This is a genomic window from Deltaproteobacteria bacterium (assembly GCA_016933965.1).
In the GTDB taxonomy this organism is placed as follows: domain Bacteria; phylum Desulfobacterota; class Syntrophia; order Syntrophales; family UBA2210; genus JAFGTS01.
Map to the genome: position 1 here is coordinate 31905 of JAFGTS010000045.1, position 22009 is coordinate 53913.

Below are 22009 nucleotides of genomic sequence, written 5' to 3' on the forward strand. Positions count from 1 at the left end.
CATGGTGCGGGAGCGCTCTTACGGCTCCATGACCGACTGGAGTTTCTTCCTGAGCTGTCGCAGCGCTTCCAGTTCTCCTTCTCCCGGCGTGCGGTCGCCGGTCCTGGTCTTTGCCCGTTTCTTGATTTTCTTGAGTTCCCGCTCCATATCGGCAACAACAGCCAGCAGGTCGTGGCTCATGTCGACGGTGACTGATTCCCCGGTCCAGGCTTCGGAGCGTATCCCGGGCGCCCGTTTTTCGAGGAACAGCGTCTCCCGCCAGGCGGGTACGTGGGTTTCAAGGCCGAGGGTTTCCCGTATTTCCCCCGCGAAGATGTCACTCGTCGAAGGCTCGCCGTGAACGACGAACACCCGGGGTCGCGATTGGGTGAAATTGCTCAACCAGTCGAGCAGCCCCTTCTGGTCGGCGTGGGCGGAGAAGCCGCCGATGGTGAACACCTTTGCCCGGACGGCTACATCCTCCCTGAATATCTTGACGCTTCTTTCACCATCCACGATTTTTCGTCCCGTTGTCCCCTGGGCCTGGAATCCTACGATGATGATACTGGCGCCGGGTCTCCAGAGATTGTGTTTCAGATGGTGTTTGATCCTGCCCGCCGTGCACATGCCGCTGGCCGATATGATGACGGCCGGCCCCTTCCGGGCGTTGATGGCAATCGATTCTTCCGTCGTGGCGGTCAGATGCAGGTTCGGCATGTCAAAGGGATCAAATCCCTGTTCCACAATCGCCCGGGCCTCTTCATCGTAATATTGCTTGTTTTTGCGGAATATCTCCGTAGCCTTGATGGCCAGGGGGCTGTCGAGGTACACGGGGATGTCGGGGAGCTCGCCCTTCCGGTGGAACTCGCCGAGAAGGTAGAGGATCTCCTGGGACCGCTCAAGGGCGAAGGCCGGGATAACGACCTTCTCTCCGTGAGATACGGCATGCCGTATGGCATCGAGCAGTTCACGCGCGCTGTCGTCGAAGTTCTTGTGAAGCCGGTTCCCGTAAGTCGATTCGACAAAGAGATAGTCCGCCGAGATAATTTCATCGGGGTCCTTGATGATCAACTGGTCCTTGTTTCCCAGATCACCGGAGAATACGACCTTCACTTCATCCGATCCGTCCTCGACCCAGAGTTCTACGATCGATGAGCCGAGGATGTGCCCCGCGTTCCGGAACCGGGCCCGCATGCCCGGCCCCACCGGGAACTCCCGGTCCCGCTCGACGGGGTGGAGATATTTCAGACTTTCCCGGGCATCATCCGTCGTGTACAGCGGGGTAATATCATCGTCCCCCTGCCTTCGGTTTTTCCTGGTCTGCCACTCAGCGTCCATTTCCTGGACATGGGCCGAGTCGAGGAGCATGATCTCGCAGAGTTCCGCCGTGGGGGGAGAGGTGATGATGCGTCCCTTGAACCCGTCCTTCAACAACAGGGGGATCCTGCCGCTGTGATCAATGTGCGCATGGGTGAGCAGGATGTTCGGGAGGTCCGGCGGATCGAATCCCCAGGCATGCCGGTTGCGTTCTTCCATCTGCCGGCTGCCCTGGAAAAGACCGCAATCGACCATGACCCGGGAGCCGCGGTCCGTTTCAACAAGATAGCAGGAACCGGTTACGGAACCGGCCCCGCCGAGACATGTCACTGTGATCATTCCGTTTCCTTTCTGCTGTTTCTACGTTTCTCGCCCGACGATGCACCGTCCCGCTGCGTTTGGGCCTCTTTATTGAGCCAGGGGCGCTTATCGGGTCCGACGATCGTTACGAGGGTGTCCCGGATCCAGTCGAAGGGAAGGTCATCGCGGGGGGGGAATTTTTCCAGATATTCGATATAGGGCCTGCCGTCGCGTGTGGCGGACGGAAGCATGGCATCATGCAGACCGTCGAATTCCACCGTTGGCAGCCCGTTTCTTTCGCACAGGCCCCTGTCAAAGGTGGCGGCGGCACTGATCCATTGCCCGTCAAGGAAGAATTGGTTGTATCCATGACGGGGGAAAATGTTTGAATTTCTCTTCTCCAGGACGTGGGGAGGGACCTGGTGGTTCCGTATCATGGCGAAGGCCATTCTGCTCGGGATACCCGCCGCCCGTCCCAGGGCCGTGAGAAGCACCGCTTTCTGCACGCAGTACCCCTTGCCCCACGCGAGCACCCGTGAAGCCTTGAAGTCTTCAATGAAAACGGAGATCATGTAGAGGTTGTACCTCACTGAGTCCCGCACAAAATAGAACAGTTTCAACGCCTTTTCCCGGTCGCTGCCGCATGATTCGGTCAGTTCCCGGGCCGTTGTGATGATCCTTTCACTGTTGCAGTCAATGGTAAACGTTGGTTCAAGGTATTTTTTCATGTCTGTATGTCGTGTCTCGTTCGGTTATACGATGAAAAGATTGTTTGAGGAAAAATTCGGGTCGCTGGTCAGGTTCACTCCCAGGCGCCTGAGTCCCGCTTCGTCTCCCGGCGTGGGTATGTGGGTCATGTGGACTTCACAGCCCTGCAGCTCCTTCAGCTTTTCGATCGCCAGCTGGGCCGCGGGATTTGTCGCGGCGCTGATAGCGAGGGCGATGAGCGCCTCATTGAGATCGAGGCTGACTGATGTCTCGCCGAGAATGTCCGTTTTCAGGTTCCGGACGGATTCCGTAATGCTTTCAGGCAGCAGTTTTATCTTTTCCGGGATTTCGGCCAGGTACTTGATGGCGTGAATGACCAGGCTCGTCGCGGCGTGCATGAGCGGAGAGTTGTTCCCGGTTATGATCGCACCGTCCCTCAGTTCGATGGCGGCACCGCAGAAAATGCCCTCATTCCCCTTGTTCTGATTCTGTGCTTCTTCGGCGGCCTTTCTCGCCGGTCCGACGACGCAGCGATACTCCGGTTCAAGATCGAAGTTCTTGATAAACAGTTCCACCCGCTGGACCGTTTCCCGGTCGGTGAATCCCATCGCGTACTCACAGCGGTAACGGAAAAAACGTCGGATCACTTCCTGTTTCGCTGCCTCGCAGGTCGTCGCGTCATCGATAACGGCGAATCCCGCCCGGTTCACACCCATATCGGTGGGAGATCTATAGAAGGACTCGCCGCCGGTGATCTTCTCGAGTATCCGTTTCAGTACCGGAAAGGCTTCCACGTCGCGGTTGTAATTGACCGCCTTCCGGTCATATGCCTCGAGGTGGAAGGGATCGATAAGATTGAAGTCCCGTATGTCGGCGGTCGCCGCTTCATAGGCGATGTTCACGGGGTGCTTGATCGAGAGGTTCCATATCGGGAATGTTTCGAATTTCGCGTATCCCGATTGTATGCCTCTCCGATAATCGTGATAGAGTTGCGAGAGACAGGTGGCGAGCTTGCCGCTCCCCGGTCCGGGACCGGTAACGATGACCAGCGGCTTTTTCGTTTCAATATAGGTGTTCGCCCCGTATCCCTCATCGCCGACGATGGTATCCACGTCTGTGGGATATCCCTTGGTGAAACGGTGGGTATAGACGCTGACGCCTCTCCGTTCGAGCTTGTTCTTGAAGTGAACCGCCGCGGGCTGGTTTTCGAACCGGGTAATGACGACGCCCAGGACGTCGAGTCCCCAGTTCCTCAGGTCGTCGATCAGCTTCATGGCGTCCGAATCATAGGTGATGCCGAAATCGGCGCGGATCTTCTTGCGTTCGATGTCGCCGGCGTAAATGCACAAAAGGATACTCGCCGTGTCCTTGAGCTTTTGCAGGAGCCGTACCTTCACATTCGGATCGTAGCCGGGCAGGACGCGGGCGGCATGGTAATCATAGAAAAGTTTCCCGCCGAACTCGAGGTAGAGCTTGTTGTCGAATCTCGTGACCCGTTCAAGGATCGCCTCTTCCTGTTCTTTCAGATACTGTTCGTTGTCGAAGGCAATGCCGGTGTTCATGATATCCTCGTTCCTGTATTGGGACGGACCCGGGATCGGGGGACGGCCCCTGTCACCTGGGGATATTCCTCACCGCAGGTTCCCCGGGACGGTGGAGAGAATAGTAAATCAGGCATGAGATGTAAAGACTTTTCTCCCGTCAGCGGCTGGAGTGGGCCTGGCGCCACCGCTGGTACTGAAGAACCTGTGCGTAGGTTCTCATCGCCCGCTCGGCCGAATCGAAGAAGGGAACACCGGCGTCAAAGAACCGCCGGGGCGTGTCGGGATCGAGACCGGGTATATTGATGATGAGGAACGCTTTCCCCGATCTGTTGCGTATGTCTATCATGGCTTCCGAATAGATCCGGTTCGTTTCGGCGTCGAAGCCGATCCCGGACACGGCGACGGCATCCACGCCGGGGTCGGCTGCGGCGACCCGGGCCGATTCGATGTAGATGTCCATCTGCAGTGACGCCGTCAATCCAACGTCGATGGGGTTCCTGAGGCTCGTTCCCGTGGGCGGAACGAAGCGGGCCAGTTTCTTCGCGGTTTCCGGTGACAGATCGGCGAGTCTCAGTCCCATGGTGCCGCAGGCCTCAGCCGCCGAAACGGCGAGGCCGCCCGGTCCGGAAATGATGGCCATCCGGTCACCGAGGCCATCAGGAAGCATTGAGAAGCCGATAAGCGCGTCCATCCAGGCTTCAAAACCGGAGACCGGCACACCCCCTCCCTGGCGGAGGGCGTTTTCCCAGATGGTCCGTGAAAGTGCCAGCGCCCCCGTGTGCGAGGCGGCCGCGCGGCTCCCCTCTTTCGTGAGCCCCACCTTCCACAGGATCACCGGCTTGACCGGTGATGTCTCCCTCAGCGCCTCAAGAAAGGCCGGCGCATTTTTTATCCCTTCCAGGTAAGTGCCGATGACCTTTGTATCGCTGTCTTTTCCCAGATACCGGAGAAAGTCCGTGGCGGTCAGGTCGCATTCATTACCCAGACTGACGGCCTTGCTGAAATATAATCCCTTTTCCGGTGCCATGTGGCAGATGATGTTCGCCAGTGAGCCGCTGTGTGAGATGAGCCCGATGGGTCCCTGCCGGGTCGGTACGTCAGGAAAGAAGGCAAGCCCCGATCTCGGTGAATACAGTCCCATACAGTTCGGGCCGATCAGGCGCATCCCCGAGGAGCGGGCGACCCTGACCAGTTCTTCTTCACGGTGCCGTCCTTCGTCCGTTCCCGTTTCCTTGTACCCGGCGGTGAAAAGCACGGCCCCCTTCACTCCCTTCGCCGCGCATTCCCTGACGGCATCCAGGGTATGTTCCTGGGATACAAGAATAATGGCGAGATCAACGGGACCGGGAATGTCCGACACGGTGGGGTACGCGGGGAATCCGTCTATCTCTTTCGCATCGGGGTGGACGGGGTATATTACGCCCGGATATTTCTGGTCGAGCAGGGCGATGAGGAAGAGTTTGCCCGCTTTCATTCCTTTGGGGAGTCCGACAATGGCGATCGAGGCCGGGTTGAAAATGTCGTCGAGTTCCTTGATAAGTTTCTCTGAATGCGTGAGTGGCATGATATTCCTCCCTCCGGTCGATACCCGGTTTTTCTATCGTAGAACGAAATCTGTCCGGAAACAGCGGGACACGGCGGCCTGCCGGTCCTTTTCATGAGTGTATCATGTGTTTATTACCGTCAATCATACATTTTCGCACTTCATCCACGGCTCAGGCATCCCCGAGGTGCTCGAGAGGGTCCTTTTTTCTGTAGGCCATTCCCTGGAATAGGGAAATAATGGTTCCCGACTCGTCCGTTACGGTTACCGTATAGGAAGCAAGACGCTTGTTTCGCGATATTTCACGGGCGTCGGCGTATATGACGGTTCCTGCCGCGGCATTGATGAATTGTATGGAACAGCTGATCGCCACGGCGACACGGCCCCGTGAATTCGCCGCCGCCGCGAAGGCGAGGTCGGCCAGGGTGAAAATGGCACCGCCGTGAATCCCCCGGACACCGTTGAGGTGGTGGTCCGCGACGGAGAGTTTCGCCCGGGCCCGGCCGTCACCGGCGTCGACAAGCTCTATGCCCACATGCTGCGCGAAGAGGTCCTTTGAAAAATACTGTTTCAGGTCTTCCGAAGAAACCGTTTTTCTTCCATCCACCTTGTTTCCTCCCCCGTTCCGACGGAGTTCCCCACCCATGCCCGGTGCACGCATGAGGGGACACACAGTTGTTTACCCGCGGTGCACGGATCACACGACGGGCTGCTTCATTTCAAGGTCGAAGTACGAGGGGATGCCCCGATCCTTCATATAGGTAAGGAATGTTACCGGCTCAAGACATGCCTCGGGTGCAAAGACGCCCCCCGTGCCGGTCAGGAGTTCCCCGCGGGCCAGCATGATCGTGCCGACCGCGAGGGACAGGCCGGTTGCTTCCCGCATCTGGCCGATCCCGAATGCCTGCCTTTTGACATCCTCACCGTCCTTGGTCCCCCATACATCGATTCGAACGGCACCCCAGTCGGGTTCCCGGTCCGGGCCGATGTGACTGAATCTGTGAAGCAGACGGGTGAAGAACCGCCTCCGGGGTTCGCTGTTGAAGAGCCCCAGTCTCGCCGGTGTGATAACCCACCCCGAGCCCTTGCCGAAACCCATGAAGAAATTGACCTCTTCCACGCCTTCCATGAACCGGGGCACCGTTACCGGCTCGCCGTGCCCCATGTTCCATACTTTCTGCATGCCGAACCTGGGAAAGGCGAGGAGCCGCTCTTCACTGCAGGCGGGCACCATCTGTCGCCTCCCTTCCCGCCAGAGGGCGATACGGCCGCTGGTGATAAAAACGGTATGGCCGATGACGGCTTCACCGCCGCCGCCGTTCAGGGGAAGGTACACGGCGATCTCCACCTTTTTCAGGCGGTCCAGCCTCTCGGCGAAATAGCGGACACCCACGTTTGAGATCCCCGGACTGGTGCCGAGACCGGTGATGACCGTGATGCCTTTTTCACGGGCCGCTGTGGAGAAGCGGTTCAATACTTCTTCCGCGGCGAGCCAGTCGTCGTTTATGCTCGTGTAATGCGCGCCGGCGTCGAGAGCGGCCCGAACCAGCTTCGCTTCGAAACGGTAAAAGGGACCCAGCGCCGAAGCGGCGATGTCGCAGTTCTCCATTGCCGACACAAGGCTTCCGTGGTCATCGGCGTCTATGAAAGCGACATCGACCGATGATTTCCGTTCCCTGAGCTTCCTGGCTATCTCGTGAGCCGCGTCGAGATTTCTATCTGCAATGGTAACGTGATCGATGCCCTCCGTCCGGGCCAGTTCCTCTACGGCTCGGCTCCCCATGTCTCCGGCTCCGCCCAGAACAACGATACGCATAGTCCCTCCTTCCTTTTGTGCGATGGGGGGTCCCGGTCCTTCCCGCGGTTCGCTTCCGGGATCCCTGCTCCCCTCCGCGGCGGGTTAGTCCCATGGGATGACCGTTTCTTCTCCCCGCAGGACCCTGAGCGCTCCTTCCGCCATGGCATCCATCTCATCTTCACCGGGGAGGACGACATGGGGGGCGATGAACCCCGTTTTTTCCTCGATCCATCCAGCAAGCATCCGGGACCTGGCCAACCCCCCGGTCAGTACGATGGCGTCCACAGAGCCTTCGAGAACGGTGCTCATGGCGCCGATGTCCTTCGCTATCTGATAGGCCATCGCCCGATAGATCAGACGTGCCCGATCGTTTCCCTCTTCGATCATTCTTTCCACTTCCTCGGCGCGGTTGGTGCCGAGGTAGGCGATGAGTCCACCTCCCCCCACCAGTCTTTTCTGAACCTCTTCGACGGACCGCCCCATGGACAGAAGGCCGAGCAGGTCAAACGTCGGCAGGCTTCCGGTCCGTTCCGGCGTGAAGGGACCTTCGCTAAGGCCGTGGGTGCTGTCCACGACCTGCCCCCGACGGTGTGCCCCGACGGTAATACCGCCGCCCATGTGCGCGACGATGAGATTGACCGATTCGTAGGCGGTGTTCATGAGGCGGGCCGCACGCCGGGCCGCGGCCTTCTGGTTGAGAGCGTGAAAGGCGCTCTGCCTCTCGATCAACGGGTCGCCCGATATTCTCGCTTCAGGCTGAAATTCGTCGGTGCTGGGGGGGTCGATGATGACGGCGCGCAGGTCGTGTTCCCGTGCAAGTGAGAGGGCCATGGCGGGACCCAGCGCCGAAACATGTTTTCCGTACCTGCCCCCCAGGAGCTCGTCGCACATGGTCGGGGTGATCTCGTAAGAACCGGAGGGACAGGGCCGCAACAGGCCGCCGCGGCTGATGATGATATCAACCTCGTGAAGATTGATCCCGTTGCGCCCGATGAAACGGCGGAGCTCCCTTTCCCTCAGCGGACGCTGGGATACCGGATCCGCTTCCTCATCGACTTTCACCGGACCGCAGGTCATCGTTTCCTCCACCAGCGGGGTCATGTCCCGGTACAGTGCCGCCTTGGTCGAGGTGGAGCCGACATTGATGACAAGAATGAGAAAATGCCTGTCTTCAGTCATCCTTTTCTCCGCAGAGCAGCACGGCGAGCGCGATCTCCGGGATCCTGTTTTTCCTCATTACCTGGGGCGTGTCGAGAATCACCGGTACCGTCGTTCCCGCCAGGACCCCGATGGTCTCCATCTTCCCGATAAAGGTGAGAAGCTGCACCAGAGAATATCCCGATTCGATGTCGGGCACAAGGTAGATATCCACCCTGCCGGTGACGGGGCTTTTCAGCCCCTTCCTCGCCGCCGCGTCCCCGGTGAGGGCGCAGTCGATATCGATGGGACCGTCTATGATGGCCCTGCCGAACTGTCCCCGCTCGGACATTTTCGACAGGACGGCCGAATCCATCGTGGACGGGATGTTGGGATTCACCTGCTCTATCGCGGCCAGGGCAGCGATCCGGGGTTCCTCGATACCCAAGGCACGTGCCACATCGAGGCAATTTTCGATAATGTGCTGCTTTTCACGCAGCGTGGGGAAATTGTTTATATAACTATCCGTTATCATGAACAATTTATTTTTGTTGCGTGATTCAAAGAGAGACACGTAACTTGCCCTCTTGCGGATGAGCAGCCCGCGCTTGGGATCGAGAAGGGTATCGACGAAGGTTTTCTGATCCGCGGAGCCCTGCATGAGAACGGCTGTTTTTTCCTTCTTGACCCTGGCAAGGGCCGCTTCCAGGGCCTCGGCTTCGGAGGTGCAGGGTATCCATTCCCCAGCGCCGGCGGAAAGCTTCTCCGGTTGAGCTGTCTGCCGCGGGCTGATGAGAACCGGCGACACCAGACCCAGTGACGCCGCCTCGCTCAGGGTATCAAGAAGGTCTCCACGCCCGTCGGTGACGCAGACAAGTTCTTTCGGCCCGCGCCGGCGCGCCTCGGCGACCATATCCCGGAAAAAGCCGATCATCCTTCCCCCCTGCTTTCGTGAATTCGGTCCGCCGCCGCTACTCCCAGCGCGAGCTCGCCCACGATGCGGTCGCAGGGGTCTGAGCGCGACGGTATGATGATGGGTCCCCGTGCCGTCGATACCAGGGAGCGCCTGGTCACATCAAGGAAAAAGTCCAGTTTTACCAGGATGTTCCCCGTGTCGAGGTGTGGTATCAGGATGATGTCGGGGATGCGGTTCACGTCGATATCGTCCGGCTTCACGAGCGGTGTCTCCCGGCCGATACAGAATATTTCGGAAAAGGATGTTTCTTCCATGAACTCGCAGGGACCGAGTTCACCCGCCTGCGCCAGCAGGCGCAGCTCTGTCGCGTCACGGTAGGATGCACTGGAGCCGTCGATCTCCCGTTTCCCCGACAGGGCGGCGATACGGGGCCGTGGATAGCCGAACATGTTGAGAAAGGACACGGCATTCTTGATGATCGCGGCCTTTTCAGCGCGATCTGGTTGTATGTTGACCCCCGTATCGGTCAGAACGATCAACCGGTTCAGGCCGGGAATTTCCCAAAGTGAAATGACACAGATCGTTTTTTCCCATCCCGCCTTCACTTTCTCGCGGATGATCGACCGGTATACAAAGACCGTGGGGAGCTGGCCCTTGCTGGCGATATCGACTTCACCGGCGAAGAGCATGGCCGTTCCCCGGTTTGCAATGTTCTGGCGGTCATCCTCGAATATCACCTGAATGCCGGCCATATCGAAACCGACGGACCGGGCCGTTTCTTCGATCCTTTCCCGGTTGCCGATGAGGACCGGTTCTATGTAGCCTCGATCGTGGGAGATTTTCACGGCACGCATGAATTCTTCATCATCGGGGGCAAGCACGGCAAGCCGCTTTGGACCTTTCCGGGCGGCCAGCCGGTCTATGTCGGCGAAGGAGCGGATCGGAGGGTTTCCGTGACTGTTGGTCTTGTTTCGCTTCATCAGATCTTCCGGCGATGTGCGGCGTTTTGTTCCCCCCGGCCATTCCTCGCTCTGCAGGCGGTCGTGCCGCACCGGGAGACCCCGATGGCGGGGATCACGGTATCTTATCGCTCCTTCTGCAACGGGATGTCGGGGAATATCGCACCAGAAACCCGGCTATCACAGAACCACCGCAAATGCAATACATCATGGTGGTGGTCCGAGGATCTATGGGGTGTGGAATTGTTACGCGGTTGTCATTCTTCTAAAGTCTGAAAGGACTGTCTTCCAAACGTAGATCCCTTTTTGCCTGCATCCCTTTTGCAGCGGCCATTGAAGCGTTTTTGCAATACATCTCGGCGAAGCGGAGGATAGACGATCTCAACTGTCTGAGCCGGAGGCGAGTTTTGAGATCGCCCGGAGCAAGCCGCATAGATGTATCAAAAACGCTTCGGGCCGGCAAAAAAGAGATGCAGGTAAAACATGCCCTCAAAGCTGTCATTCTTCCCTGAAAAGGACCCGGTTCTTCCCCTCCCGCTTGGCGACATACATGTTTTCGTCGACCCTCTTGAGGAAGGTTGTCAATTCCTCTCCCTTCAGGTACTGGGCCACGCCGATGCTCACCGTCCGGTGAACCGGCGTTTCGTCCCGGGGAGTGAAATCCTCGTGTTCAAACTCATGACGGATACGTTCCGCCAGCACGACCGCCGCCTCGCCCTTTGTTTCAGGCAGCAGTGCCGTGAATTCTTCGCCGCCGAATCGGTAGGCAGAGTCGGTCTTCCGCAGGCATCGCAGGATGACCTCCCCCAGTCTGATCAGAACGGAATCACCCTCGAGGTGGCCATAAGTGTCGTTGTAATCCTTAAAATTATCAATGTCGAGCAGGAGCATGGACAGGGGGTGATTATACCGGTTGGCACGCTCGATCTCCGACCGCAACTGGTGATAAAAATGCCGGGAATTGAAGAGGGATGTCAGGGTGTCGGTGATGCTCAGCCGCTTGAACCGCTGTTCGCTCTCTATCAGGGCCTCCTCGGCCCGCTTCCTGTCGGTAATGTCTTCAAGGGTTTCAACGGCCCCCATGATGAGCCCCGTCGAAGAGCGCAGGGTCGCGGCCGTGAACCGAAGCCATTTCCCGTTGCTCCCCAGGGCGGGAAAGAAGTCCGTGGCCTCATAGGCATCAGGGATCAGGCGGGATTCCATGTAATTATCCTTGTACCAGGCTGGAACTTCGTGAAGGCGGCCGTCGACGAGGAGATCCGCCATGCAGGGACGCTCCTGGTTGTAAAATGCCATCCAGTGTTTTTTCGTGCCGATCACGTCATCGGCCTTGATACCGCTCAGTTCCTCAAGGGCCTGGTTCCAGTATATGAGCCGATGATCGTTGCCGATGACGAAGGTCGGTATGGGAGACCCCCCGATCACAACGCGCAGGAGCTGTTCGCTCTCGATCAACGCCCCTTCGGCGCATTTCTGTTCGGTGATGTCTTCAAGGGTTTCGATGGCGCCTACGGGTGTCCCCTCGGAAAGCCTCAGAAGGGCAGCGGTGAACCGCAGCCAGCGTCCCCGCTTTCCCAGGGCGGGGAAGAAATCCGTCGCTTCATAGGCTTCGCCGAGAAACTTCAATTTTTTATATTTTTCGCTGTACCAGGTGAGAATTTCCTCCTCGTGGCCATCGATGAGAAGGTCCGCCATGCAGGGACGGTTCTTATCGTAAAAAGCCATCCATTGCCTGTTGGTTCCTATCATATCCCGGGCCTTGATGCCGCTCAGTTCCTCCAGCGCCCGGTTCCAATAGATGATCCGATGATCCGTGCCGATAACGAAGGCCGGGATCGGCGATCCTTCGAGGATCGCGTTCAGTTTCTGTTCACTTTCCTTCTGCGCCGCTTCAGCGATCTTCCGATCCGTAATGTCCTCGAGTGTTTCGATGGCACCGACGATCTTCCCATCGGAATCCCGCAGTATCGCGGCGGTGAACCGCAGCCAGCGCCCCTTCTCTCCGAGGGCCGGGAAGAAATCGGTCGCTTCGTAGGCCTCGTCGATCAGCTGCGATTTTGCATAGCCTTCCTCATACCAGCCGGCGATCTCCTCTATCCGGTCATCGACAAGGAGGTCGGCCATGCAGGGACGTTCCTCCTTGTAAAAGGCCTTCCAGTACCCGTCGGTGCCGATCACTTCCTCCGCCTTGATGCCGCTCAGCTCCTCAAGGGCCCGGTTCCAGTATATGACGCGGTGATTCGTTCCGATGACGAAAGCGGGTATCGGTGATCCGCTCAGGATGATCTTGAACATCTGTTCACTTTTCCGTCGGTCGTAACCAGGCTTTCTCCGCTCCGACAGTTCGCGGGCGATCTTAAAAACCCGCTCCTTCCCGCTGTCTGCTTTCTTGTCACCCATGTCGAACTCCTTCCCCGCGCATTTCCGGGTACCGATGATTTCGAACAGAAGATGATCTCAGCCTTCCCACTCCCTCACCATGAGTTCCCAATGGTGACCGCCGACATGCGTTGGTGCTCGTATTTCCCTGACCGCTTTACGAGGCCAGCGAAAAGAAAAACCATATCTCCCGTCGCGGCCTGCAGGAGTGCCGCCCGAAACCTGAGTGCTCTGACATGTTAGTAATTCGCGAGAGAGTTGAAAAATCGGATCCCGCCCCGTTTTAACAAATCAGGATGACATGAAATCCCCTGCTGAAGCCGACTGGAGTCGAAATCAGTATAGCAAAACGGGAAAACAAGTCAATATGAAGAATGTGACCATTTACCGGGTGTGCCGGGCTCCGCGGGACATATCCGGTCCGGTGCATCTTTGTCAGACCTGGAACATACCATCCTTATATATGACAAGGGATTCCCCTGACCGAAGGAGGGCCGTGACGGTCTTCCGTTCCGTATTGACCAGGTCCCAGTGGAGGGCGGAATCGTTGAAACCCAGGTCCTTTTTTCTTTTCTCCGTCAGCCGGGCCGGATCGCCATCGTACGTGTCGGAATAGGAAGAGCCCAGGGCTATGTGGCAATTGCCCTGCCGTCCTCCGTAATTCTCATCGAAGAGCGTGTCTGCCATGAACCGGTTGATCCGGGAAAAACGCCGGTCGGTCAGCGAAAATTCACCGATCTTGTTCGCCCCCGCGTCGATGGCGAGCTGTTTTTGAATGAATTCCCTGCCGGTCCGCGCCTGGACCGCTGTTACCGTTCCTCCGCGAAAGGTCAGGAGAACATCTTCAACATAATTCCCGCTCCTGAAGGACGGCTGGTTGGCACGATAGACACCTTCAGTCCCCCGCCAGTCCGGGGACATGAAGAGCTCAAAGCTGGGAATGTTGTGTCCCGAGATGCCGATCCACTTCCTCTTCCGTCCCGGGGTTATTCGAAGGTCCATGGATGCGGACCGGACGTGCAGTTCCTTTACGTCAAGGCTGTTGAGCCGGTCCTTGATCTCCGACGCCTTCCAGTGGATCGCCTTCCATTCCGCTACGGGGTTTTTCCGGTCGAGGTAACAGGCCCTGATGATCTGACGGGCGTAGCTCGATAATGTCATTCGTGCCTGCCTTGCCAGTTCCGGTGTGGGAAAGGTGCACAGCGTCCAGCCGAACCGCCCCTGTTCCTCACGTTTTTCGAGAATTTTCCGCAGGGCCTTGCGCGCCACCAGGGCCGTTCCGATCTTCTTCGGATCGATATGCCTCAGGTGGGTGAGGCTTTCCGGCGCATGGAGGTATATGCTTCCGTTCAGGTTCTCAAGAAGTGTCTTTTCTCCGGGTGGCTGAAACACCAGCTGGCGGCTGTTCGCTTTCTCGAAGAAATTCCGCTCCATGGCGCAGGTGGGTGTACCCCGCATGACCGGATGCATTCCCCGTTCAAGGATCTTCCGCTGAAGTATTTCCGCCAGGGGGACCGCCGGCGCGTCGTAGCGGACCATGATGATATCACCCTTCGTGAATTTCTCCGTCCGGGCCGTTCCAAGCCCCCAGAGCAGCACGTCGGCGTATCTTTCAAGCTGGGTTCCGGTGATTTCCATAGTTACACCCATGCCCTTTCGGTAAGCGTCCGGGACCATGACGTGAAAGTCGTCATTCTTCATTTCTTGAAAAGGGATTCGAAAAAAAGCTCCTTTTCCTGCGGGTAATAAATGGTCGTTCCCCGGTCGATGATCAATTTGCCTTCCAGGTGGTCCACCTCGTGCTGGACCACCCGGGCCAGGAATCCCGAATAACGCTTGTTGATCTTATTGCCGTTCCGGTCGTAAGCTTTCACCTTTATCGACGGGTACCGGGGTACCTCGACACTGATATCGGGACAGGAAAGGCAGCCTTCCCGCATCGTTTCGCGATCACCCCTGACCTGGGTGATGCGGGGGTTTATCAGTACTTCGTACTCACTGTCATCCTTCACCGGCTCACCGCTCTGAATGTTTTTGGTCTTGAAGACCACGATGCGTTTGCTGATCCCGATCTGCGGTGCCGCAAGCCCTGCCGCGTCGTCGCGCCGCAGGAACGTGCTGACGAGGGTCTCTACGTCCTTTCTGGCTTCATTATCCAACGGGATCGGCAGTTCCGATGCCCGTTTCCGAAGAAGGAGCGCCTCGTTTTCCTTTACCTTCTCGTCTTCCCACAGCTTCCAGGTCTTGTTCTCCGGCATGATCGATCTTCCGATGTCCTCTTTTTTTCATCGATTTATAACATTACGAGAGGCCTTTTTCAATGTCCTTGGACCGATCGCCATGAAGCTTGATAGTTTCCCCGATATCTGATAGCGTTTCACTCCGGCTTTCCCCGTTGCGGGAATGCACACATACTTTCAGGATGCGCATCTTTGATTGAAACGATACTATCGGCGGCAGCGAAAAAAGAATTTTCCCGGGCGATCAGGTTCGATCAGGGCAGGGAACCGTCACTGCCGCCCGGCGATGGAAAGCCCGACCGCCTTCTCTATGTTCATATCCCTTTCTGTGAGGCTCTCTGCCCCTATTGCTCGTTCAACAGAGTGCTTTTTGACGAGTCGCTCTGCCGTCGATACTTCGAGGCACTTGGCCGTGAGATGGGTCTCTATCGAGAGGCGGGCTATGATTTCGGCGGCCTTTACGTGGGAGGCGGGACGCCGACGGTGATGATCGATGAACTGGAGAAACTGCTGCTCCGGGCCCGCGACACCTTCAGTATCAGGGAGATATCGGTCGAAACGAATCCCAATCACCTGACGGACCGTCATGTCGCGGCCCTGCAACGGGCCGGGATACAGAGGCTGTCCGTGGGGGTTCAGAGTTTTGATGATACGCTGCTCAGGGTAATGGGCCGGGATCGTTACGGCGGAGGCGACGAGATAGCCGGGCGCCTCGCAGAGATGGAGGGCCGGTTTCAAACCCTGAATGTGGACATGATGTTCAACATGCCGTCCCAGACGGCGGATATTCTCGAGAAAGACCTTGCGGTCCTTCTGAAAACGGGGCCGGCACAGATCACCTATTATCCCCTGATGGTGTCCGATTCCACACGCAGGCGTGTCGAACATACCCTCGGCCGTGTTGATTACGGGAGAGAGCGACGGTATTATTCCCGTATCTCTGAGCGACTGGGCGAACGGTACCGCTTCGCTTCGGCATGGTGCTTTTCGCGGGAAGAGGCCATGATTGATGAATACATTGTGGATTACGATGAGTACGCCGGCCTCGGCAGCGGTTCTATCGGGTACATGCACGGCATATGTTATGCCAACACCTTTTCCATTCCCGCCTATATCGAGACGGTGGAGAAAGGGCGGATCCCCCTCATGGCGTCGCGGTCCTTTTCAATGCGGGACCGGGCCCGCTATGATTTTGTCATGAAGCTCTTCGGGTTGGAACTGGATCTGCAATCGCTGAAAGAGAAGTACGGCACCGCCCTGTACCGGCTGCTCTGGAGCGATATCGCCGCTTTTGTCCTGGCGGGGGGGCTTTCATACGACGACGGCCGGTTGCATTGTACGGCGCGTGGCCGTTATTTCTGGGTCATCATGATGCGCGAGTTTTTTACAGCGGTGAATAATTTCAGGGATTTCTGCATGAACAGGATGCCCTGAAGAAACCGTGCGGCCGGGATGTTTCCGGGTCCGGCGCGGCGGGGATGATCATGGAAGAAAAGACAAAAATGGCCTTGAGGCGGATTCCCAAGATCGACGAGGTCCTGCTCGTTCTTGAAGGAGAGGAAGCCTGGAAGGGTTTTCCCCGGCATATGCTTGTTGACGCATGCCGCCGGGCCGTGGGGGATGTGAGAAAAGCCATTCTCGGCGGGGTCGTAGCGGAAAAGAGCGCCGTTGACGTTGCGGAAGAGGTAAAAAAGAAGCTTACGTCATACCGGAGCTTCAGCCTTCGCCGTCTCGTGAACGCCACGGGCATCGTGCTTCACACCAACCTTGGACGGGCCCCGCTCTGCGAAGAAGCGATCGAGCGGATCATCGAGGTAAGCCGGGGATATTCGAATCTCGAATTCGATCTTGCCGCGGGAAAGCGGGGGATCCGATACGATCATGTGACGGATATCCTCTGCGCCCTCACCGGGGCCGAGGATGCCCTTATCGTGAATAACAACGCTGCCGCCGTTCTCCTGGTGCTCAACACCCTGTCACAGGGCAGGGAGGCGATCGTTTCCCGGGGGGAACTGATAGAGATCGGCGGCGAATTCCGGATCCCCGAGGTCATGGAGAAAAGCGGGGCGATCCTGCGCGAAGTGGGAACCACCAACAGGACTCACCTGTCGGATTACGAGCATGCCATACAGGAGCGGACGGGCGTCATTTTGAAAGTCCATACCAGTAATTTCAGGACCGTGGGATTCACTGAAGAGATCGGCCTTAAGAGCCTTGTCGAGCTTGGTTTCCGGCACGGGGTCCCCGTCATGAACGATCTGGGAAGCGGCTGTTTCGTGGAGCTCGAGCAATTCGGTTTTGAGCGGGAGCCGACCGTCCAGGCGGCCCTGCAATCCGGTGTCGACGTGGTCACCTTCAGCGGGGACAAGTTGCTCGGCGGTCCGCAGGCGGGCGTCATCCTGGGGAAACGGGATATCATCGGGGCGGTCAAGAAGAACCCCCTCAACAGGGCCCTTCGTATCGATAAGCTGACCCTTGCCGCCCTGGAAGGTACCGTGAAGGCATATCTTGATGAGCGAGGCGGCTATGAACGGCTGAGGGTGCTTCGGTCGCTGACCGAACCGCTCACTGCCGTCCGCGAACGTGCCAGGAAGCTGCTTGACAGGCTGCGATCCCTATCAATGAAGGATTTCACCTTTACCCTGAAAGAGGGGAAATCCCTGGCGGGGGGCGGCTCACTGCCGACCCAGGAGATCCCCACGGCCCTGATAGCCGTTACATCGAAATCCCTTTCCGCGAGCGGCATGGAAAAACGATTCCGGGCCCTGGACGTTCCCATAATCGCCAGGATCCATGAGGATGAGATCCTCCTCGACCTGCGGACCATCGAGGAGGAAGAATTTCCCTTCATTGAAACGGGCCTTGGTTCCATCGCGGGGAGAAAGCGGTAGAACGCCGCCCGTTCACTTCGGAACGGCCGTTCCGGCAGGAGCTTTCCGATGACCGAAGAGAGGGAACGATTCACGTTCGGCGTTTCCGGTGCGTCCGGCGGCGAACGGGTCGATGTGTTCCTCGCCCGGCAGGGTGTCTTCCCGACCCGATCGCAGATCAAGCGGGCTATCGAGCGTGGAGGGGTGCGGGTCAACGGCACGGTGGTGAAGGCCGCGTACCGTGTCAGGGAACATGATGCCGTGGAAGTGGAGAAGGAACCTCCCCTTCCGGCGCGGGCGGAGCCCGAGGACATCGCTCTCGATGTCGTTTTCGAGGATGAACATCTGATCGTTGTGAACAAACCGGCCGGTATGGTGGTCCACCCCGCCGCCGGGAATTACCGGGGCACGCTGGTGAACGCGCTTCTTCATCATTGCCGGGACCTTTCGGGTGTCGGCGGGGTTCAACGTCCCGGTATCGTGCATCGCCTCGACAAGAACACCTCGGGCCTTATCGTGGCGGCAAAGAACGATGATGCCCACCTTGGCCTGGCGGAACAGTTCAAAAAACATGAAATTACAAAGATATACGCGGCATTCGTCCATGGAAACGTGCGCCGGGATTCGGGAGTCGTCGATCTTGCCGTGGGGCGGCATCCCGGGGACAGAAAAAAGATGTCCGCCGGGAGGGCCGGCGGGAAGGAAGCGTTGAGCCGGTGGACCGTGGTCGAGCGGTTCGGGCCGGTCACCCTTCTTGATGTTCGTATCGAAACGGGAAGGACGCACCAGATCAGGGTCCATATGCACGCCATGGGTCATTCCGTCGTGGGTGACGACAGGTACGGCAATTCGAGAAAACAGACGGAATCTCTCAGGGATGGAAGGGTCAGGGCGGTTCTCGGGGGCATCGGGCGCCAGGCGCTCCATGCCCGTCTGCTCGGTCTTACGCACCCCGTCGACGGCCGCTATCTTGAATTCCAGGCCCCCCTGCCCGATGATATGGCCCGCCTGTTACGGGAACTGAACGCATACAGGACTTCCGTGGTATGACCGTGAAAACGCGCGCTTTCGAATATTCCCCGCCGGAGGGATTCGTTCTGAGGCGGTCCGGCGGTGTGTGGTTCCTCCAGGCATCGTTGCTCAATGCCTGTGACGGCGTCACGCACGCCTTCTGCACCCGGTGGGGAGGTGCCGGCGCGGGCGCCTTCGCCGATCTGAACGTAAGCGCCGCCGAGGGAGACGACGGGCGGGTCGTCGAGAAAAACTGGTCCATGCTGGCCGCCGCCTTTCGTGTCCGGCGGGACCGGTTCGTCACGCTTCACCAGGTGCACGGTCAGGAGATCATGGTCGTCACGGATGACCCTGATACGCCGGAGATTGCTGCGGGAGACGGGATAATCACGACCCGTGCGGGACTGGCCATCGGCATAAAAACGGCTGACTGTGTGCCGATCCTTCTTGCAGACAGGGCCCGGCGGGTGATCGGCGCCGTTCACGGGGGGTGGCGGGGGACATCCCTGAATATCTCGGGAAAGGCCGTCCGCATGCTGCGTGAAACCTTTTCTGTCAAGCCCTCCGAACTTCTGGTCGCCATCGGTCCCGCCATCGGGCCCTGCTGTTATGAAGTGGATGAGCGGGTCCGTGACGCCATGGGTGACGATGGTCGTGACGAGCTCCTGTTCCGTCCCGTTACCGGGCGGGGCAGATGGATGATGGACCTTGTCGAGGTGAACCGGCGGCAGCTCACGGCATCCGGCGTTGATCCCGAGCGCATTGCCGTCGCGCGCGTCTGCACGGCGTGCCGGACTGATATGTTCTTCTCTCATCGAGGGGAACCGGGTGGGACGGGGCGGCAATTGAGTTTCATAATGATGACAGGGTCGTAAGAAATGTATGCGCCGAGCCCCGTTTTATCCTTCATCATCGCCGTGCATGTGTGTGTATGCCCCATGCCCCGGGATGCACGTGCCGGACCTGCGGACATAAGGTCGAATCCACCGTATTCATGAGCGGATTGCGGTTTTTTGACGATGACATCGGAAGTAACGGAATAATCGGCCGGAAAGAGGGTAAAAATTATCTTGACAGGTGTCGGTGATTGAGATAAATGTGATTCCCTAAGTTTCCCGGTGATTCGCGTCAATGAGAAGTGCCCCGGGTCCTGAAAGCGGTCCCGGAGGCGATGTGAAGTGAGAAACTCGGGAAATCTGTGAGCCAGATTCCTTCCTTATCCTCGTATATCAAAGGTTCAACTTAGCTGCCGAGTCACATAAGGAACATTGGAAAAAGCATTGCTGGTACTCCTGATAATTTGACAATTCCGAAGCCTGTAACATTATGTGTTCACGATCCCGGATCACGCGTGAGATCATGTCGAACAAGCGGGGTATCCTGTTTTAGAGAAACTGTTGCGATAGGGAGTCTTGAATAAGTCTCAAATCGGTATTTCCGGATATTTCATAAAGATCAGACAGAGTCGTGGTGTCCAGTGAAAAATTCTTCAGTCCCCCGGACGGGATGCGGTCTGCCGAAGTGCACGACGGTGCATGCAGGAGAAGTGCGCCCTGATGGTCCCGGTCACGGAAAATAATCAGCCAGAGGAACGGTTATGAATATTGCAGAGGTGAAAAAATTATCCATCAGCGAGCTGAACGAGCTTGCAAAACAGCTCAATCTGCCAGGTGCGAGCGAGATGCGAAGGCAGGATCTCATTTTTGCGATCCTGCAGTACCAATCTGAACAGAACGAGGTCATAACGGGTGAGGGGGTCCTGGAAACGCTGCCGGACGGGTTCGGTTTTCTCCGTTCAGTGGACTACAATTATCTGCCCGGTCCCGATGACATCTATGTGTCGCCATCGCAGATACGCAGGTTCGGTCTCAGGACGGGCGACACCATATCGGGCGAGGTCAGACCGCCGAAAAACGGTGAGAAGTATTTCGCCCTGCTCAAGGTGGACTCCATCAACTTTGAATCGCCCGAAGTGGTGAGGGACAAGATCCTCTTCGACAACCTCACCCCGCTGTATCCCGACGAAAAAATAAACCTTGAGCTGGACCCTGAGAATTACTCGACCCGGGTCATGGATCTGTTCACCCCTATCGGCAAGGGGCAGCGGGGTCTTATCGTGTCGCCTCCCCGGGCGGGGAAGACGGTCCTTCTGAAGGATATCGCGAACAGTATTTCAGTGAATCATCCGGAAGTCATCCTTATGGTCCTGCTCATCGATGAACGGCCGGAAGAGGTCACCGACATGGAGCGGAGCGTTGACGGCGAGGTCGTGTCCTCGACCTTTGACGAGACGGCATCGCGCCATGTCCAGGTTACTGAAATGGTGCTTGAAAAGGCCAAACGGCTGGTTGAGCATAACAAGGACGTCGTTATCCTGCTTGACAGCATCACCCGGCTGGCGCGGGCGTACAACACGGTGGTCCCGCCGAGCGGCAAGGTCCTTTCCGGCGGTGTCGATTCGAACGCCCTCCACAAGCCGAAACGGTTCTTCGGGGCTGCCCGGAACATTGAAAAAGGGGGAAGCCTGACGATCATATCAACGGCCCTGATCGACACGGGGAGCAGGATGGATGAAGTTATCTTCGAGGAATTCAAGGGAACGGGAAACATGGAACTCCATCTCGACCGCCGGATCGCCGACCGCCGCATATTCCCGGCTTTCGACCTGATACGGTCGGGAACCAGGAAAGAGGAGCTCATCATACCCAAGGACAATCTCAACAGGATCTGGATACTGAGAAGGCTGCTGCAGGAGATGACCCCCATAGACGCCATGGAATTCATCATCGACAAGATAAAAAAGACCGAAACGAACCAGGATTTTCTCGATTCGATGAATCAGTAGGAAGGGACGGCCGATCCCGGGAGGTGCCGGGCGGTGCGTGGTCGTTCTCCCCGCGGCGGAGGAAAAAGCCCGGCAAGACGACAGTTTTTCCTTGAAATTTCAATTCAGATGACTATAATAGCGCCCTTTCAATAATTGAGGAGGAACGAAGGCACGATGAAAAAGGATATTCATCCCGAATATAAAGAAACAACCATAACCTGTGTCTGCGGAAATGTTATTGAAACCCGGTCGACGAAACAGGACATCAAGGTGGAAATCTGTTCAAAATGCCATCCCTTCATCACGGGGAAGCAGAAGATCGTTGATACGGCGGGCCGGGTTGAAAAGTTCCGCAGGAAATACGCGGACCGGGAACAGGGGAAAAAGGCAAAAAAATCTTCATAGCGATCACCGTTTCAACGGATTCATGTCCCGTCAAAGGACAAGGACCGCCGTCGGCGGTGTTGTCCTCACACGCTGC

The 22009-nt window shown here is 57.6% G+C and carries 18 protein-coding genes; 6 read left to right on the forward strand and 12 right to left on the reverse strand.

All coding sequences use genetic code 11. From position 1 onward, the window contains the following. Positions 1 to 18: 18 nt before the first annotated feature. The 12 genes from JXO48_11390 to def all read right to left on the reverse strand — a co-directional run bounded on the left by JXO48_11390 (position 19) and on the right by def (position 14838). Positions 19 to 1635 (reverse strand): MBL fold metallo-hydrolase, encoded by a 1617-nt coding sequence (locus JXO48_11390; protein MBN2284483.1) that lies wholly within the window; start codon positions 1633 to 1635, stop codon positions 19 to 21. Continuing rightward, the gene (locus JXO48_11395) at positions 1632 to 2324 is read right to left on the reverse strand and encodes a transglutaminase domain-containing protein (GenBank protein MBN2284484.1); all 693 of its coding nucleotides are present in this window, start codon (positions 2322 to 2324) and stop codon (positions 1632 to 1634) included. The genes JXO48_11390 and JXO48_11395 overlap by 4 nt, the downstream gene beginning before the upstream one ends. A 24-nt stretch (positions 2325 to 2348) precedes the next feature. Beyond that, positions 2349 to 3866 carry a DUF1846 domain-containing protein gene (locus JXO48_11400; GenBank protein ID MBN2284485.1) on the reverse strand — a complete coding sequence of 506 codons (1518 nt, stop codon included), beginning with the start codon at positions 3864 to 3866 and terminating at the stop codon, positions 2349 to 2351. 139 nt (positions 3867 to 4005) lie between these two features. After that, complete coding sequence (locus JXO48_11405; GenBank protein MBN2284486.1) at positions 4006 to 5412, reverse strand: CoA-binding protein; 1407 nt, start codon at positions 5410 to 5412, stop codon at positions 4006 to 4008. Positions 5413 to 5563: 151 nt separating this feature from the next. Then, complete coding sequence (locus JXO48_11410) at positions 5564 to 6037, reverse strand: hotdog fold thioesterase (GenBank protein ID MBN2284487.1); 474 nt, start codon at positions 6035 to 6037, stop codon at positions 5564 to 5566. Positions 6038 to 6088: 51 nt separating this feature from the next. Continuing rightward, complete coding sequence (locus tag JXO48_11415; protein ID MBN2284488.1) at positions 6089 to 7207, reverse strand: saccharopine dehydrogenase NADP-binding domain-containing protein; 1119 nt, start codon at positions 7205 to 7207, stop codon at positions 6089 to 6091. An 84-nt stretch (positions 7208 to 7291) separates the two neighbouring features. Next, entirely contained in the window at positions 7292 to 8368 is a 1077-nt protein-coding gene (buk, locus tag JXO48_11420; GenBank protein MBN2284489.1) for a butyrate kinase, read from the reverse strand. After that, positions 8361 to 9260: a phosphate butyryltransferase gene (locus tag JXO48_11425; protein ID MBN2284490.1), complete on the reverse strand. Its 900-nt coding sequence runs from the start codon at positions 9258 to 9260 to the stop codon at positions 8361 to 8363. Before JXO48_11425 ends, buk begins: the two co-directional genes overlap by 8 nt. Continuing rightward, the gene (locus JXO48_11430) at positions 9257 to 10222 is read right to left on the reverse strand and encodes a phosphate butyryltransferase (protein MBN2284491.1); all 966 of its coding nucleotides are present in this window, start codon (positions 10220 to 10222) and stop codon (positions 9257 to 9259) included. The genes JXO48_11425 and JXO48_11430 overlap by 4 nt, the downstream gene beginning before the upstream one ends. 477 nt (positions 10223 to 10699) lie before the next feature. Beyond that, on the reverse strand, positions 10700 to 12601 hold the full coding sequence (locus JXO48_11435; GenBank protein MBN2284492.1) for a diguanylate cyclase: 1902 nt from the start codon (positions 12599 to 12601) through the stop codon (positions 10700 to 10702). 414 nt (positions 12602 to 13015) lie between these two features. After that, positions 13016 to 14218, reverse strand: a complete 1203-nt coding sequence (locus JXO48_11440) for an aminopeptidase (protein ID MBN2284493.1) — start codon at positions 14216 to 14218, stop codon at positions 13016 to 13018. Positions 14219 to 14277: 59 nt separating this feature from the next. Then, positions 14278 to 14838 (reverse strand): peptide deformylase, encoded by a 561-nt coding sequence (gene def, locus JXO48_11445; GenBank protein ID MBN2284494.1) that lies wholly within the window; start codon positions 14836 to 14838, stop codon positions 14278 to 14280. Positions 14839 to 15012: 174 nt separating this feature from the next. Here def and JXO48_11450 point away from each other — a divergent pair, with 174 nt between their 5' ends. The 6 genes from JXO48_11450 to rpmE all read left to right on the forward strand — a co-directional run bounded on the left by JXO48_11450 (position 15013) and on the right by rpmE (position 21933). Continuing rightward, complete coding sequence (locus JXO48_11450; GenBank protein MBN2284495.1) at positions 15013 to 16254, forward strand: coproporphyrinogen III oxidase family protein; 1242 nt, start codon at positions 15013 to 15015, stop codon at positions 16252 to 16254. A gap of 68 nt (positions 16255 to 16322) precedes the next feature. Beyond that, on the forward strand, positions 16323 to 17711 hold the full coding sequence (locus tag JXO48_11455; GenBank protein ID MBN2284496.1) for an L-seryl-tRNA(Sec) selenium transferase: 1389 nt from the start codon (positions 16323 to 16325) through the stop codon (positions 17709 to 17711). A 48-nt stretch (positions 17712 to 17759) separates the two neighbouring features. Beyond that, on the forward strand, positions 17760 to 18740 hold the full coding sequence (locus JXO48_11460) for an RluA family pseudouridine synthase (protein ID MBN2284497.1): 981 nt from the start codon (positions 17760 to 17762) through the stop codon (positions 18738 to 18740). Continuing rightward, a complete protein-coding gene (pgeF, locus tag JXO48_11465; GenBank protein MBN2284498.1) occupies positions 18737 to 19576 on the forward strand; it encodes a peptidoglycan editing factor PgeF in 840 nt (279 codons plus the stop codon). The genes JXO48_11460 and pgeF overlap by 4 nt, the downstream gene beginning before the upstream one ends. Before the next feature lie 722 nt (positions 19577 to 20298). After that, the gene (rho, locus tag JXO48_11470; GenBank protein MBN2284499.1) at positions 20299 to 21546 is read left to right on the forward strand and encodes a transcription termination factor Rho; all 1248 of its coding nucleotides are present in this window, start codon (positions 20299 to 20301) and stop codon (positions 21544 to 21546) included. Between the two features lie 156 nt (positions 21547 to 21702). After that, complete coding sequence (rpmE, locus tag JXO48_11475) at positions 21703 to 21933, forward strand: 50S ribosomal protein L31 (GenBank protein MBN2284500.1); 231 nt, start codon at positions 21703 to 21705, stop codon at positions 21931 to 21933. Positions 21934 to 22009: the final 76 nt, after the last annotated feature.

What these genes read in the sequence shown, in the direction of transcription:
- JXO48_11390 (MBN2284483.1), bottom strand. Translation starts at nt 1,635, where the DNA reads ATGATCACAGTGACATGTCTCGGCGGGGCCGGTTCCGTAACCGGTTCC.
- JXO48_11395 (MBN2284484.1), bottom strand. Translation starts at nt 2,324, where the DNA reads ATGAAAAAATACCTTGAACCAACGTTTACCATTGACTGCAACAGTGAA.
- JXO48_11400 (MBN2284485.1), bottom strand. Translation starts at nt 3,866, where the DNA reads ATGAACACCGGCATTGCCTTCGACAACGAACAGTATCTGAAAGAACAG.
- JXO48_11405 (MBN2284486.1), bottom strand. Translation starts at nt 5,412, where the DNA reads ATGCCACTCACGCATTCAGAGAAACTTATCAAGGAACTCGACGACATT.
- JXO48_11410 (MBN2284487.1), bottom strand. Translation starts at nt 6,037, where the DNA reads ATGGGTGGGGAACTCCGTCGGAACGGGGGAGGAAACAAGGTGGATGGA.
- JXO48_11415 (MBN2284488.1), bottom strand. Translation starts at nt 7,207, where the DNA reads ATGCGTATCGTTGTTCTGGGCGGAGCCGGAGACATGGGGAGCCGAGCC.
- buk (MBN2284489.1), bottom strand. Translation starts at nt 8,368, where the DNA reads ATGACTGAAGACAGGCATTTTCTCATTCTTGTCATCAATGTCGGCTCC.
- JXO48_11425 (MBN2284490.1), bottom strand. Translation starts at nt 9,260, where the DNA reads ATGATCGGCTTTTTCCGGGATATGGTCGCCGAGGCGCGCCGGCGCGGG.
- JXO48_11430 (MBN2284491.1), bottom strand. Translation starts at nt 10,222, where the DNA reads ATGAAGCGAAACAAGACCAACAGTCACGGAAACCCTCCGATCCGCTCC.
- JXO48_11435 (MBN2284492.1), bottom strand. Translation starts at nt 12,601, where the DNA reads ATGGGTGACAAGAAAGCAGACAGCGGGAAGGAGCGGGTTTTTAAGATC.
- JXO48_11440 (MBN2284493.1), bottom strand. Translation starts at nt 14,218, where the DNA reads ATGGAAATCACCGGAACCCAGCTTGAAAGATACGCCGACGTGCTGCTC.
- def (MBN2284494.1), bottom strand. Translation starts at nt 14,838, where the DNA reads ATGCCGGAGAACAAGACCTGGAAGCTGTGGGAAGACGAGAAGGTAAAG.
- JXO48_11455 (MBN2284496.1), top strand. Translation starts at nt 16,323, where the DNA reads ATGGCCTTGAGGCGGATTCCCAAGATCGACGAGGTCCTGCTCGTTCTT.
- JXO48_11460 (MBN2284497.1), top strand. Translation starts at nt 17,760, where the DNA reads ATGACCGAAGAGAGGGAACGATTCACGTTCGGCGTTTCCGGTGCGTCC.
- pgeF (MBN2284498.1), top strand. Translation starts at nt 18,737, where the DNA reads ATGACCGTGAAAACGCGCGCTTTCGAATATTCCCCGCCGGAGGGATTC.
- rho (MBN2284499.1), top strand. Translation starts at nt 20,299, where the DNA reads ATGAATATTGCAGAGGTGAAAAAATTATCCATCAGCGAGCTGAACGAG.
- rpmE (MBN2284500.1), top strand. Translation starts at nt 21,703, where the DNA reads ATGAAAAAGGATATTCATCCCGAATATAAAGAAACAACCATAACCTGT.